The 13,121-nt window shown below is 71.6% G+C and carries 12 protein-coding genes; 4 read left to right on the plus strand and 8 right to left on the minus strand.

The annotated features are described in order from the left end of the window. Positions 1-15: 15 nt before the first annotated feature. The 5 genes from ABD987_RS29995 to ABD987_RS30015 all read right to left on the minus strand — a co-directional run bounded on the left by ABD987_RS29995 (position 16) and on the right by ABD987_RS30015 (position 4,196). Positions 16-1,224 (minus strand): putative T7SS-secreted protein, encoded by a 1,209-nt coding sequence (locus ABD987_RS29995; RefSeq protein WP_345401331.1) that lies wholly within the window; start codon positions 1,222-1,224, stop codon positions 16-18. Beyond that, positions 1,221-1,568 carry a hypothetical protein gene (locus ABD987_RS30000; protein WP_345401334.1) on the minus strand — a complete coding sequence of 116 codons (348 nt, stop codon included), beginning with the start codon at positions 1,566-1,568 and terminating at the stop codon, positions 1,221-1,223. Before ABD987_RS30000 ends, ABD987_RS29995 begins: the two co-directional genes overlap by 4 nt. 42 nt (positions 1,569-1,610) lie before the next feature. Then, positions 1,611-2,006 carry an SseB family protein gene (locus tag ABD987_RS30005; protein WP_345401337.1) on the minus strand — a complete coding sequence of 132 codons (396 nt, stop codon included), beginning with the start codon at positions 2,004-2,006 and terminating at the stop codon, positions 1,611-1,613. A 196-nt stretch (positions 2,007-2,202) separates the two neighbouring features. Beyond that, the gene (gene ychF / locus ABD987_RS30010) at positions 2,203-3,285 is read right to left on the minus strand and encodes a redox-regulated ATPase YchF (protein WP_345401339.1); all 1,083 of its coding nucleotides are present in this window, start codon (positions 3,283-3,285) and stop codon (positions 2,203-2,205) included. Further along, entirely contained in the window at positions 3,282-4,196 is a 915-nt protein-coding gene (locus ABD987_RS30015; protein WP_345401342.1) for a polysaccharide deacetylase family protein, read from the minus strand. Before ABD987_RS30015 ends, ychF begins: the two co-directional genes overlap by 4 nt. Before the next feature lie 83 nt (positions 4,197-4,279). On the opposite strand from ABD987_RS30015, the gene ABD987_RS30020 reads away from it, so the two are divergent. Together ABD987_RS30020 and ABD987_RS30025 are read left to right on the plus strand one after the other, a co-directional pair. Then, on the plus strand, positions 4,280-5,800 hold the full coding sequence (locus tag ABD987_RS30020; RefSeq protein WP_345401345.1) for an AlkA N-terminal domain-containing protein: 1,521 nt from the start codon (positions 4,280-4,282) through the stop codon (positions 5,798-5,800). Positions 5,801-5,840: 40 nt separating this feature from the next. Next, entirely contained in the window at positions 5,841-6,341 is a 501-nt protein-coding gene (locus tag ABD987_RS30025) for a methylated-DNA--[protein]-cysteine S-methyltransferase (protein ID WP_345401348.1), read from the plus strand. A 26-nt stretch (positions 6,342-6,367) separates the two neighbouring features. On the opposite strand, the gene ABD987_RS30030 is transcribed toward ABD987_RS30025, so the two are convergent. Genes ABD987_RS30030 through ABD987_RS30040 form a run of 3 tightly spaced genes read right to left on the minus strand, consistent with a single transcriptional unit; the run spans position 6,368 to position 10,755 of the window. Further along, complete coding sequence (locus tag ABD987_RS30030; protein ID WP_345401351.1) at positions 6,368-6,622, minus strand: DUF1737 domain-containing protein; 255 nt, start codon at positions 6,620-6,622, stop codon at positions 6,368-6,370. A 21-nt stretch (positions 6,623-6,643) separates the two neighbouring features. Beyond that, complete coding sequence (locus tag ABD987_RS30035) at positions 6,644-9,607, minus strand: AAA family ATPase (protein WP_345401354.1); 2,964 nt, start codon at positions 9,605-9,607, stop codon at positions 6,644-6,646. After that, the gene (locus ABD987_RS30040) at positions 9,604-10,755 is read right to left on the minus strand and encodes an exonuclease SbcCD subunit D (RefSeq protein ID WP_345401357.1); all 1,152 of its coding nucleotides are present in this window, start codon (positions 10,753-10,755) and stop codon (positions 9,604-9,606) included. Before ABD987_RS30040 ends, ABD987_RS30035 begins: the two co-directional genes overlap by 4 nt. A 320-nt stretch (positions 10,756-11,075) precedes the next feature. Here ABD987_RS30040 and rmuC point away from each other — a divergent pair, with 320 nt between their 5' ends. Beyond that, a complete protein-coding gene (gene rmuC / locus ABD987_RS30045; RefSeq protein ID WP_345401360.1) occupies positions 11,076-11,990 on the plus strand; it encodes a DNA recombination protein RmuC in 915 nt (304 codons plus the stop codon). A gap of 199 nt (positions 11,991-12,189) precedes the next feature. After that, on the plus strand, positions 12,190-13,056 hold the full coding sequence (locus ABD987_RS30050) for a DUF6542 domain-containing protein (protein ID WP_345401363.1): 867 nt from the start codon (positions 12,190-12,192) through the stop codon (positions 13,054-13,056). The last annotated feature ends 65 nt before the right edge of the window (positions 13,057-13,121 follow it).

The following is a 13,121-nucleotide window of genomic DNA, read 5'->3' on the forward strand; positions in this document are numbered from 1 at the left end:
TCCGCCGCTCCTTCGTCACGGGATCTCGTCGGGATTCGCGGGCCGAGGCAACTTGGAAGCCTCACCGGGGAACTCCTGACCGGTCCGCGGATTCCGATTCAACTTGTAGTCTACTACGTGAGGCGTATCGACACCGCCATGCGAGCGCCCCTCCAGGTCCACCCGTTTGATAATCTTCCCGTTCTCGTCGTAGACGGAATAGTTGGTCACTTTTCTGGTTTGCGGATCCTTGCGATAGTAGACACCGTTCGGCGGCCCACCCTCCGTGGGCATTTTTCCGCCGCCTCGCCCGGTCCCCGTCCACTCCTGCCCGTTGTCGATCAGCCGACCGGCCTCGGGGAGTGGTCCGTCTCGGACATACCGCGTGCCTTTCGCGCCTTTGACCGCCGACTTCAGAAGCTTGCCCGCGCCAAGGGTGGCAGCACCGACCAGCACGTCACCGGTGACCTTGCCCAGGGCACGGTCACCATGCCCGGAGGCCCAGTCGTCCCAGGCCACCATGTCCTTCAGAGTCTGCACCGGGTGGGTGATGTTGTGGGCCATGGCCGAGATGGTCGCGCCCGGATCGCTGACCAGCGTCCACAGGCTTTCACCGAATCCCTTGATGCTGCTCCAGATCCCGCCGTAGAAGTTGGCGTCCGCCTGCTTCTGCGAGTCCTGAGGCGCCGCCTGCGCCGAGTCGTGCAGCAGCTGGGACGTGCCATCGCCGACCTGAGCCAGTTGCTCTCGGGCCCGGTTCAGCTGCTCCCGGGCCGCTTGCCGCTTGGCCTCTCCGGGGTCGGCGAACGGTGGCACCGTGACAAAGTTCGTTTCCCCTCGGTTGGCCCGCGTCTGGTTCTCGGCGTTCGCCTGGTCGACAGCCCGGTTGTAGTTCTCCTTCGCCCGCTTCGTCTCCTCTTCGCCCTGCTGCCACAGGGCAACGGCTTCCCGGGCCTGCCCCTGCGCCCACACCATGCTCTCGGCATAGCCGTTCAGCGATCGGGCGGCTTTTTGCAGGGTGTCGCCACCGGTAAGCCACCGGGGCGCCTCGGTCTGGTTCGTTTCGTGGAAGCGGTCCGCGGCCTTTCCCTGCCAGCCACCGGTGTCGATCCGCCTGAGCGCCTCGCCGGCCGCGATGGCGGACTTGGCCCGCCCCTCCAGCACCCGGACATTCTCGAAGATCGCCTCCGGATTACCGGGTACCAGAGCACGCGGATCCGTGGACTGCCCGAGTTCAGCGGTCATACCGCTCCCCCGGTGAAGGTCGGCGGATCGACAGCGTCGATGGCCGGATCCCCCTTTAGCGACCCGGCGTTGGCCTGATCGACACCCCGGTAGGCCTTGGCCGCCTCACCCAGCTTGTCTCCCATTCGCTCGGCGCGATCGGCGAGTGCGTCCAGCCCGACACTCCACCTGCCACAGAACTCAGCCAGCCCGGAATGAACGCCTTCATGACCGTAGATCTCCGACTCGCCGCAAAGACCACGGAGCTCGAAACCGTCCTGGTCGTGGACGATCTGGGCCATGTTCCTGGATGCGGTTTCCAGGAGTTCGATCTCCACATGGAAGCCCGGCCCGTCCAGTGGCATGGCGCCTTCCTCCTCTCTCCGGCCAGATTCGACGACAGCCGATCACCGCGGATTCCGCTCACGGGCGAATCGAGCCCAGGCCACCTCCAACTCGGCGGCGGAGGCGACCTGGGACAAAACCGGGATACGGTGCTCGTCGTCCGGGTCGAGCATCACCCCCACCCCAGTGGGCACCAGCTGCATGAAGTCCGCACCCGTGGTGGAAAGGTACTCACATTCGCCAGCGTGTGCGGCTAGTCGCTCGATAGTGGAGAACACCCGCGTCCAACAACCGCGATCAGGGGTATCGGTAACCAGAATTCCGGGAATCTCGGGCCGCTGGGCGAAAATTCGTTCACGGTTGAAAGCATCGAAGAACTCGGCTGGGCGGCAATGACCTGCCCACACCTGCCTGGCGATGGAAGCCAGCGGCACGTCTTCGGAGTCGATCGGCTCCACACGAAGGACTGTAGTGAACGGGCGAACGAGCGGGCATCGTGACAACGTTGTCACACGAGCTGGTCAACCCGGTTGAAGGTCCCGCTTGACGGATTCAGCGCCGGCTGAACCGATTCGACACCGGACCCGTGCGGCGACACGCACTACTGTGCTGGAAGCCCTGCGGACCTCCAGCACAGTTACGTCTTTGGCAGAACTAAACGTTGAAGCGGAACTCGACGACGTCGCCGTCGGCCATGACGTAGTCCTTGCCCTCCATGCGGACCTTCCCGGCGGAGCGGGCTGCGGCCATGGCGCCGGCCTCGATCAGGTCGGCGTAGGAGACCACTTCGGCCTTGATGAAGCCGCGCTCGAAGTCGGTGTGGATGACCCCGGCCGCCTGCGGCGCGGTGGCGCCCTGCGGGATGGTCCACGCGCGGGCTTCCTTCGGCCCGGCGGTGAGGTAGGTCTGCAAGCCGAGGGTGTGGAACCCGGCGCGGGCCAGCGAGTACAGGCCCGGCTCGCTCTGGCCGACCGACTCCAGCAGCTCGCGGACGGACTCCTCGTCGTCCAGCTCCAGCAGCTCGGCCTCGACCTTGGCGTCGAGGAACACCGCGTCGGCCGGGGCGACCAGCTTGGTCAGCTCCTCGCGCCGGGCCTCGTCGGTGAGCACGGCCTCGTCGGCGTTGAAGACGTAGAGGAACGGCTTCGTGGTGAGCAGGCTCAGCTCGCGCAGGGCGTCGAAGTCGACCTCCTTCTGCGCCTGGAACAGGGTCCGGCCGCTGTCGAGGATCTCCTTGGCCTGCTGGGCGTTGTCCAGCGCGGGCTTGTTCTCCTTCTTCGTCCGCGCTTCCTTCTCCAGCCGCGGCAGCGCCTTCTCCAGCGTCTGCAGGTCGGCGAGGATCAGCTCGGTGTTGATCGTCTCGATGTCGCTCGACGGGTCGATCCGGCCGTCGACGTGCACGACGTCCGGGTCGTCGAACACGCGGATGACCTGGCAGATCGCGTTCGCCTCGCGGATGTTCGCGAGGAACTTGTTGCCGAGCCCCGCCCCCTCGGACGCGCCCTTCACGATGCCCGCGATGTCCACAAAGGACACGACAGCGGGCACGATCTTCTCCGAGCCGAACACCTCGGCGAGTTTGTCCAGCCGCGGGTCGGGCAGCGGGACGACGCCGACGTTGGGCTCGATCGTGGCGAACGGGTAGTTCGCGGCGAGCACGTCGTTGCGGGTCAGCGCGTTGAAGAGGGTGGACTTGCCGACGTTGGGCAGGCCGACGATACCGAGGGTAAGGCTCACGACCCCGCAGTGTACGTGGCGTCCCGACCGCTTCCGCGCACCAGCACCCAGTCGGCGACTTCGGCGTGTGAGCCGAACCAGATCCCGTCGTGACCTGCGATGTGTTCGACGAGTGAGCGCAGTGCGACCAGCCGTGACCGGTGGCCGATCACGTGCGGGTGCATGGTCAGCTGGAACAACCCGCCCTCGGCGTACGCGGCGTCGAACTCGTCACGCCAGATCTCGAGGACCTGCCGCGGCGCCATCGCGGGACGGGTGGGGTCGCCGGGGAAGAACGGCGCGTCGTCCCGGATCCACTCGACCGGGATCTCGACCAGCCCGGTCGGTTCGCCGTCGGCCAGCACCTCGTACGGCTCGTCGTCGGCCATCAGCGAGGAGTCGTAGCGCAGCCCCAGTTCCCGGATCACGTCGAGCGTGTCGGCGCTGAAGTCCCAGGCCGGTGTGCGGAGGCCGACCGGCCGCGTGCCCGCCAGCCGTTCGAGGGTGTCCGCGCTGCGCAGGGTCAGCTCGCGTTCGACGCCGGGCGGCAGCGCGGTGTTGCGCTCGTGGATCCACCCGTGCAGCGCCACCTCGTGCCCGCCGTCGACGAACGCCGCGATGTCACCGGGGTGCAGCAGCGCCGACACCGCCGGGACGAAGAACGTGGCGGTGACGCCGTGTTCGGCCAGCAGCCGCAGCACCCTCGGCACGCCGACCCGGCTGCCGTACTCGCCCTGCGAAAGCTGACACGGGCTGAATTCCTTGTTCCGCAAGGAACTCGTCTCGTTGTCGACATCGAACGACAACGCCACCGCGGCCCGCGCGCCGCCGGGCCAGGTGTCCGGAACCAGGCGCCTGCCCGCGCGCACCCGGTCGACCCCGCCTCGCCAGACCTGCTCCGCCCACTCCCACGGATTCCCCATGACCGTCATGCCACCACGGTATCCGAGCGGCACGGAACGTCCCGTCGGATTTCCGCCAGTCACACGTCTGACCTGCTGGCATTATCGAGGTCATGCCCCAGCACACCGCCACCGCGCCGACCGGGACGCCGACTTCCCCGGCGATCTGGCGCGACACCGAGCGCTGCTACCGGGTGGTGGCCGCCCGCGACTCCCGCTTCGACGGCCAGTTCATCATGGCGGTGCGCACGACCGGCATCTACTGCCGCCCGTCCTGCCCGGCGCTGACGCCGAAGGCGAAGAACGTCAGCTTCTACCCGACGTCCGCGGCCGCGCAGGCCAACGGCTACCGCGCCTGCCGCCGGTGCCTGCCCGACGCCGTGCCGGGCTCACCGGACTGGAACGTCCGCGCCGACCTCGCCGCCCGCGCGATGCGGCTGATCTCGGACGGCACGGTCGAGCGCGAGGGCGTCCCCGGCCTGGCGCGGCGGCTCGGCTACTCGGAGCGGCAGCTCGGCCGGGTGCTGACCGCCGAACTCGGTGCCGGCCCGCTGGCGCTGGCCCGCGCCCACCGCGCGCATTCGGCGCGGCTGCTCATCGAGATGTCCGAACTTCCGCTGACCGACGTCGCGTTCGCCGCGGGGTTCTCCAGCGTCCGGCAGTTCAACGAGACCATCCGCGAGGTGTTCGCGACGACGCCTTCGCAGCTGCGCGCGGCGAGTCTGCGGCGTGGCCGCAAGGACATCGACGGGCCCAGCGGTGCCACGCTGCTGAGCCTGCGGCTGCCGTTCCGGCCGCCGTTCGATGCCGACGGCGTCCTGCGGTTCCTCGCCGATCGCGCGGTCCCCGGCGTCGAGCACATCGTCACCGGCGAGGACGGCATCACCGGCTACGGCCGCACGCTGCGGCTCGCGCACGGGAGCGGCACGGTGCGGCTGAGCCCGCGGGCGGATCACGTCCACTGCGAGCTGCGGCTGACCGACCTGCGCGATCTGAGCAGCGCGGTCAGCCGTGTCCGCAGGCTGCTCGACCTGGACGCCGACCCCGCGGCGGTCACCCGCGTGCTGGGCACGGACCCGGCGCTCGCCCCGCTCGTGGCCGCGGTGCCCGGGATGCGGGTGCCGGGCGCGGTCGACGGGAACGAGCTGGTCCTCCGGGCGATGCTCGGCCAGCAGGTCTCGGTCGCCGCCGCGCGGACCGCGGCGAGCGAGCTCACCGACGCGCTCGGCGAGCCGGTGCCGGGCGAGGGCACCCCGCTGACGCGGCTGTTCCCCACCCCCGCCCGCATCGCCGCCGAAGGCGCGGACATCCTGCGCGGACCGGCGCGGCGGATCGCGGCGATCACCTCGGTAGCGGCCGCGCTCGCCGAAGGCACCCTCGACGTGCACGTCGGCCGCGACCCCGCGGAGCTGCGCGAAGAACTGCTGGCCTGCCCCGGCATCGGACCGTGGACGGCCGACTACGTGCTGATGCGGGTCCTCGGCGCGCCCGACGTGCTCCTCGGCGGCGACCTGGCGCTGCGGCGCGGCGCGGCGGCCCTCGGGATCGACGCGGCCTCGCTGGCGGACCGTGCCAGGACCTGGCAGCCGTGGTGCTCCTACGCCGGGATGTACTTGTGGCGCGCCAATTCCTGATTCATCGCAACCTGACAGCCTTCCGAGGAGAGAAGTTTTCGTGAGCATCGCCTACTGGTCCACTGTGGACACCAAGGTCGGGCCGTTCACCGCGGTCGTCGCCGGGGACGGGGCCGTCCTCGCCTCCGGCTGGACCGGGGACGTCGCCGAGCTGACACCGCTGATCTCGGCGTCGCTGGCGCCGGGCGAGCTGACCGGCCGACGCGACCTCGGCCCGGTCACCACCGCGATCCGCCGCTACCACGCCGGGGACCTCGACGCGGTCGACGGCGTCGAGGTCCGGCAGCGTTCGGGCACCTTCCGCGAGCACGCCTGGGACGTGCTGCGGACCGTGCCCGCTGGGAAGCCGGTCAGCTACGCCGGATACGCGGAGCTGACCGGGAACCCGGCCGCGGTCCGGGCAGCCGCCTCGGCCTGCGCGCGCAACGCGGCGGCGTTGTTCGTGCCGTGTCACCGGGTGGTGAAGACCGGCGGCGCGATCGGCAACTTCCGCTGGGGTGTCGACACCAAGCGCTGGCTGCTCGACCACGAAGCCCCCTGACGAGGGTTAGTCATCAGCCCAGCCGACTACTCGCTGCGCCGAAGCTCGTCTTCGATCGCCTCGATTTCGTGCGCGACCGCCGTCTCCACCGGAGCGGCCTCGGCCGTCAGCCATACCACGGCCTGCGCGACGATCACCTGGTTGCCGTCGTGCGTGGCCGCAGGGGAACCGTGGAGCAGGTAGCCGGCGTCCAGCGCCTCACTGACCCTCCGGCAGAACTGCGCGTCATCGGGTCCGGTGAGCAGCCGGTAGCGCGGTGCTCCGTTCGGTGGCTGAGTCATAGCCCCATCTTGGCGTGCTCGTCAGCAGGCGACCACCTCCAGCGTCGAACCCGCCCGTGCCTTGCGGACCCGGAGCCGGGTCGGGATCCGCTGGCGCAGCTCCTCGACGTGGGAGACGAGACCGACCACCCGGCCGCCCGCGCGGAGCTCGTCCAGGATGTTCATCACGATGTCGAGGGTTTCGGCGTCGAGCGTTCCGAACCCCTCGTCGACGAACAACGTGTCGAGCAACGCTCCCCCGGTCTCGGCGGCCACGACGTCGGCCAGGCCGAGGGCGAGCGCCAGCGAGGCGAGGAAGGATTCCCCGCCCGACAACGTCTTCGCCGGGCGGACCGAACCCGAGTAGTCGTCGAGCACGTCGAGTCCGAGGCCGCCCCGGGTACCGCGCGCCCCGGCCGCGTCGGAGTGCACGAAGGAGTACCGCCCCTGGCTCATCGTCCGCAGCCGGGCGGTCGCCGCGATCGCGACCTCCTCCAGCTTGGCCGCGAGGACGTAGGAACGCAGCGACATCTTCCGGCTGTTCTGCCCCCGGCCGTTGACCACCTCGGCCAGCGCCTTCAGCTCCGCGTACTCCTCCTCGACCGGTGCCAGCCCGGCCAGCGCGGCCTTCATCCGCCCGGCGAGGCGGGCCAGCTCGTCCCGCTGCCCGGCCGCGGCCCGCATCGCCGCGAACGCCGACTCCGCCAGGACGCGGGCCTCCCGCGCGGCCTCGGCCACCGGCGCGACGTCGACCACGTCGTCGGGCGAGATCCCGGCCAGCTCCGGCTGGGCGAGCAGCTCCTGTGCCCCGGCGGCGGCCGCTTCGGCCTCGGCGAGACCGTGTTCCAGTTTCTTGATCTGCTCTTCGGAGCGATACGCGGTACGTGCCTCGCCGAGTGTGGCGAATCCCTTGGCCTGCAAGGCGACTTCGACCATCATGCGCTGCTCGGCCAGCCGTTTGGCCGCCCCCTCGACCGCCACCTCGGCCTCGGCCACCGCGTCGAGCGCGCCGGCGAGCGCGAGCAGATGCCGCCGCCGGGCGGTGACGTCGGGGAACTCCCCCCGGCCGGCCACCAGGCGGCGCTCGCGCTCGGCGATCCGCTCGTCGAGCGCGCCGACCTCGGCGGTCGCGGTGGCCCCGGCCTGCTCGGCCAGCCGTAGCCGTTCGGCCCGCTGCTCGGCGTCCCGTTCGAGCACGCCGATCCGCTCGGTGAGCCGGGCCCGGCCGCGCGCCCGCTCGGTCAGTGTGGCGACCTCGTCGCGCGCCGCGGCGAGTTCCGCGGCCACCGACTCGGCGGTCCGCTCGCCCAGCCGTTTCCGCAGTTCGTCCAGCCGCGCCTTGGCTTCGTGCAGCGCGGACAGCACCCGCTGACGGAACGCCTCCGCCTGCTGTTCGGCCTCCTCGGCGGCGCGTTCCTCCGCCGGATCGACCAGCGCCACCTCCTGGTTCGCGGGTGCCGGATGGTCCGGGGACCCGCACACCGGGCACGCCGCCCCCTCGGCCAGTCCCGCCGCCAGCTCGGCCGCCATTCCTTCCAGCCGCCGCTCGCGCAGGTCGAGCCGATGCTGCCGCGCCGTCTGATGCGCGTCGACCACCTCGCGCAGCTTCGCCTCACCCCGGCCGACCTTCTGTTCCGCCGCGGGCAGTTCCGCGACGTCCCTGGCCACCGCCGCGAGGTCCTCGACTCTCGCCCTCGCACTGTCCACAGTGGCCTCGGCGGCGGCCGCGGCCTTCTCGGCCTCCCGCAGCTCGGCCAGTTTCGCCGGGATCTCGGCCTGTCCGCGGGTCAGCTCCGCGGCCTCGGCCGCCGCTCGTTCCGCGACCCGCTGCCGCTCCGCACGACGGGCGAGGTCCGCGCGCTGCTGCTCCGCCTCGGCGACCAGCTCGGCCAGCGCCCCGGCCTCCTCGCGCACCGTGCCCACCCTGGCCCGCAGGTCGGTGTGGCCCTGCCCGGCGGTGTCGAAGCCCAGCTTCGCGAGCTCACCACGCCGAGCCTCGGCCGTCGCCTCCGCGTCCTTCAGCTCCGCCGTGCGCCGGTCCAGCGCCTCGGCCTCGGGCAGCACCCCGAACGCGCGCCGCGCGGCCGTGATCTCCTCGGTCCACTCCGCGCGCTGCCCGGCCTGCGCGGCGATCTCGGCCAGTCGGGTGTGCGCCCGCCGGACCTGGCGGACGCGGTCCGCGTCCGCCTCGCGTTCCTTGAGCGCCGCCGCCGCGCGCTCCGCGACCGCCCGCGCCGCCTCCTCCTCGGCCGTGTGCCGCCGGGCCCGCTCGGTGGCCTCGCGCAGCACGTCGTCGACCCACGCGGCGTGCCCGTCCTCGGGTGGCTCCTGCTGCGCGGCCTGCGCGTACCTGGCCACGAGTTCGCGCACCGACTGCTGGCGTTCCTGCAGTGCCCGGCCGCGTTCGGCACGCAGATCCGCGAACCAGCGCTCGACGTCGGAGAACCGTTCGGTGCCGAACAGCCGCTCCAGCAGCTTCTCGCGCTCGGTGGTGTCCGAGCGCAGGAACCGGGCGAACTCGCCCTGGGGAAGCAGGACGACCTGGAAGAACTGGTGCGACGTCATGCCGAGCAGCCGTTCGACGGTCCGCGCGACCTCCTCGATCCGGATCAGCCCTTCCGGGGGCAGACCGTGTGGCGGCTCGCCGATCCAGGTCAGCGACACCTTCGCCTGCTGAGTCGTGGTGCCCCCGCCCCGGCGCTTGGGGCGCTGGTACTCGGGACTGCGCGCGATGCGCAGCCGCTGGCCCTGCACGGTCAGTTCGAGCACGACCTCCGTCGGTTGGTCCGGCTGGGCGAGATCGCACCGCAGCCGTTTGACCTCGCCGCGGGCACCGGGAACGGTGCCGAACAACGCGAACGCGATCGCGTCCAGCAGGGTGGTCTTGCCCGCGCCGGTCTCCCCGTGCAGCAGGAACAGCCCGTCGGCGCCCAGAACGTCGAAGTCGACCTCCTCGCGCCCCGCGTACGGGCCGAACGCGGCGACCTCCAGCCGGTGCAGCCTCATTTCGCGATCACCCCACGCTCGGCCGCCTCCAGCGCGGCGAACACCAGCCGCTCCTCCCGCTCGCCCGGGCCCGCGCCCCGGCAGTCCTCCAGGAAGCTGCGCGTGATCTCGACGTCGGAACGGCCGCGGACGTTTTCCGCGTACTTCAGCGCCTTGCCCGCGTGCCCGCCCTCGGGCTCCCAGTCCATGTGCACCGCGTACGGGAACCGCTCACGCAGCTTGCGCATGGCGTCGACCGGGCGCACGCGATCGGTCACCGTCACCGACAGGAAGTGCTCGGTCCATTCGTCGTGTTCCGGGGCCGAAAGCAGTTCCTCCAGTTCCCCGGTCAGCGTGCCCAGCGGCCGGGGCACCGGCAGCTCGTGCCTGCGGACCTCGGCGAGACCGTGCTCGTCGAGATCGACCAGCCACACGGATTTGCGTTGCCGCGCCTCGGAAAACGAGTACGCCAGCGGGCTTCCCGAGTAACGGAGGTGCTCGGCCAGCGTCTGCGGGCCGTGGAGATGGCCCAGCGCCACGTAGTCGACACCGTCGAACACCGGGCCCGGCACCTGCTCGACCCCGCCGACCGCGATCGGCCGCTCCGACTCGCTCGGCGCGCCGCCGGTGACGAACGCGTGCGCGAGCACCACCGACCGCGTGCCCGCACGACCGGCCAGATCGGCGCGGACCCGCCGCATCGCCTCGGTGAGCACTCCGGTGTGCCCGCGCGCCTCCGGCACGCCCAGCGCGTGCCGGGCCGGTTCCGGCTCCAGGTAAGGAATGCCGTAGCAGGCGACCGGGCCGTGTTCGTCGGACAGCAGCACCGGCTCGGCGATGCCGGCCACGGTGGCACGCAGGTGCAGCCCGCCCGCGGCGGCGAACTCGGCGAACGCGCCCAGCCTCGGCGCCGAATCGTGGTTGCCCGGCGTGATCACCAGTTGCGCGCCCGCCGCGCGGATCCGGCCGATGGCCGCGGTGGCCACCCGGACCGCCTCCGCCGAGGGCACCGCGCGGTCGTAGATGTCCCCCGCCACGAGCACGACGTCGACCGCCTCGGCGACCACGAGGTCGGCGAGGTGTCCGAGCACGGTTTGCTGCTCGGTGAGCAGATCGGCCCCGTGGAAGGTGCGGCCGATGTGCCAGTCGGAGGTGTGGAGGAGTCTCACGCGGCCCAAGGTAGGACCTGCCCCCGACAAGAAGGGGGAGGCTCGCCGCCTGCACCACTCGAACGTGTGAGCTACCTCCACCGGGTCCACTGGTGGGCGGCCGAATGTCCGAACGACTTCCCGCGCGAGGCCGCGTGACGCGTGGCGGAACCCCCGCTGCCGGGCCGGAACAGACACACTGGGACGGCGGCGGCCCCGCGACGCGGCTACGCACCGCGACCAGCCGGTTCCGCTTTTTGTCGGTGGTCTCCGCCATGATGGCCCCCGCGTGCCCGGCGTGTGCCGGGCCGGACGCCCGGATGAGAAGAGAAGGAGGATCGGTGAGCACGGTGATCACCACCGCGGCCGTGGTACTCGCGCTGCTGCTGCTCGTCGCGGTCGCCCTGCTGTGGCGGCTGTACAACGACGGCATGCGGCGGGCGGACGCGGCGGCGAAGCTGGTCGCGGCCGAGCGTGCGCGCACCGATCAGCAACAGCTCGCGCTCCGGCGCTACGAGGTCGCGTTCGCCTCGATCAGCGGCCGGGGCGAGCTGGGCGAACAGGTACTGGTGGAAACCGCGCGGGCCCTCGGGCTGCGCGAGGAACTGCACTTCACCCTGCAGACCGACCTGGCGGGCGGCGGCGCCGCCAAACCGGACATGGTGCTGCGGGTCGGCGGCGGCCGCGCGGTGCCGGTGGACGCCAAGGCGAGCATGGCGTGCTGGGCCGAGGCGGTGGAGACCGACGATCCCGAGGAGCGGCTGGACGCGCTGCGCGTGCACGTGCGGCAGCTGCGGTCACGGGCCGCCGAGCTGGCCGGGAAGGGCTACCAGCGCTGGGCCGACGCCATCTACGGGACGATCATGTTCGTCCCGTCGGACGCGGCGGTGGTCGCGGCGCTCGACACCGATCCCGAGCTGCTGCGCTGGCTCATCGACCGCCGGGTCTTCCTGTGCGGGCCGACCGGGTTCGGCGTGCTGGCCTCGGCCGCGTTGTTCGCCGGAAGCGACCGCGCGCTGGTGGAGGACGTCGAGCAGGTCAGGGCGGGGGCCGCGGCGGCGCACCGCGCGGCGGGCAACGCCGTGGAGGCGCTTAACCTTTCGGGCACACATCTCCAGCGCTTCATCTCCGCCCGTCGCCGGGAGCTGGAAGCGCTGGAGAACTTCCGCGCCACGGTCGCGCCCCTCACCGACGCCTCGGGCAGTCCGGCCGAGGTTCCGCAGGTCAGGAAGGGGGACGAACTGGCCGCGAGCTGACACCCCGGCACCAGACCAGCAGGCCCTCCGGTACGTACGCGTCGTCACGCAGCCGGGTGGTGAGTCCGTTATGTGCGCGGACAGGTAGCAAGATCTTTACAACTACCGGATACGGTGTTGCCTTGTGACCGCGATACGCGATCGCCAGAGCGATCCAGATGCCGACGACGGACCCGTACCGTGGGACGAGCGGCCGCTCGTGAGCGCGAGACGCGGCCTGCCCTGGTGGGGGGCCGTGCTGGTGTGCCTCGGCCTTGCGCTGGTGGGCGCCTTCGTCGCCAAGAAAGCCACCGGTGACCTGGGCATCCTGTTCCAGATCTGCTACGTCGTGGGGGCCGTGGCAGCCGTCGTCGCGGTGCAGCGCCGGGCGCTGTTCGGCCCGATGGTGCAGCCACCGCTGGTACTGGCCGTGTCGGTGCCCGTCGTCATCCTGCTCACCTCCGGGGCGGAGAGCGGCGGTGACATGTTCTCGCGGATCTTCAACATCGGCCAGCCACTGATCAACAACTTCCCGGTGATGGCGATCGCCACCGTGCTGACCCTGGCACTCGGCTTCTTCCGGATCTACCGCGAACGGGATCCGAACGCGCCGGTCAAGGTGAAGGACGCGGCGAAGCCGGAACGTCGCCGCGACGACGACGAGGAACGTCCGCCCACCCGCGCCGCGGCGGCCGGACGCCCCCGCCCGCCGGGGTCCCGGACCGGGCAGACGCCGCTGCCGCCGGGCGCCCGCCGGGGTGCCGCGCGGGAGGGCGAGCCGCCGCGACGTCCCCGTCCGCCCGCCGAGGGCGGTGGCCGTGTTCCGCGAGGTGGCCGGGAACCCCTCGACCGCGATCCGGGCACGCGGGCGGCGCGCACGCCGCCACCGGGAGGCCCGCGGCAACCGCGCGCGCCACGTCCCCTCGACGGCGAACCGCCGCGTCGGCCTGCCCAGCCGCGCGGCGGCGAGGCGCCACGTCGCCGCATGCCGCGCGAAGACCCTCGCGGCGGGGACGCCCCGCCGCCACGCCGCGCACCGGGGCGTCCGCAGCCCCGGCGGCCGCGGCCGTGGGACGACGAGCGCTGAGCCCGTCGCCGGGAACCGCCGAGAAAACGCATTCAGCCGCAAGGTCTCGTGGAGGCCTTGCGGCT

The organism is Amycolatopsis samaneae (assembly GCF_039541975.1).
In the GTDB taxonomy this organism is placed as follows: domain Bacteria; phylum Actinomycetota; class Actinomycetes; order Mycobacteriales; family Pseudonocardiaceae; genus Amycolatopsis; species Amycolatopsis samaneae.

Coding starts and splice junctions, on each gene's coding strand:
- ABD987_RS30030 (WP_345401351.1), bottom strand. CDS start 6,622: ATGACTCAGCCACCGAACGGAGCACCGCGCTACCGGCTGCTCACCGGA.
- ABD987_RS30000 (WP_345401334.1), bottom strand. CDS start 1,568: ATGCCACTGGACGGGCCGGGCTTCCATGTGGAGATCGAACTCCTGGAA.
- ABD987_RS30020 (WP_345401345.1), top strand. CDS start 4,280: ATGCCCCAGCACACCGCCACCGCGCCGACCGGGACGCCGACTTCCCCG.
- ABD987_RS29995 (WP_345401331.1), bottom strand. CDS start 1,224: ATGACCGCTGAACTCGGGCAGTCCACGGATCCGCGTGCTCTGGTACCC.
- ABD987_RS30035 (WP_345401354.1), bottom strand. CDS start 9,607: ATGAGGCTGCACCGGCTGGAGGTCGCCGCGTTCGGCCCGTACGCGGGG.
- ABD987_RS30015 (WP_345401342.1), bottom strand. CDS start 4,196: ATGACGGTCATGGGGAATCCGTGGGAGTGGGCGGAGCAGGTCTGGCGA.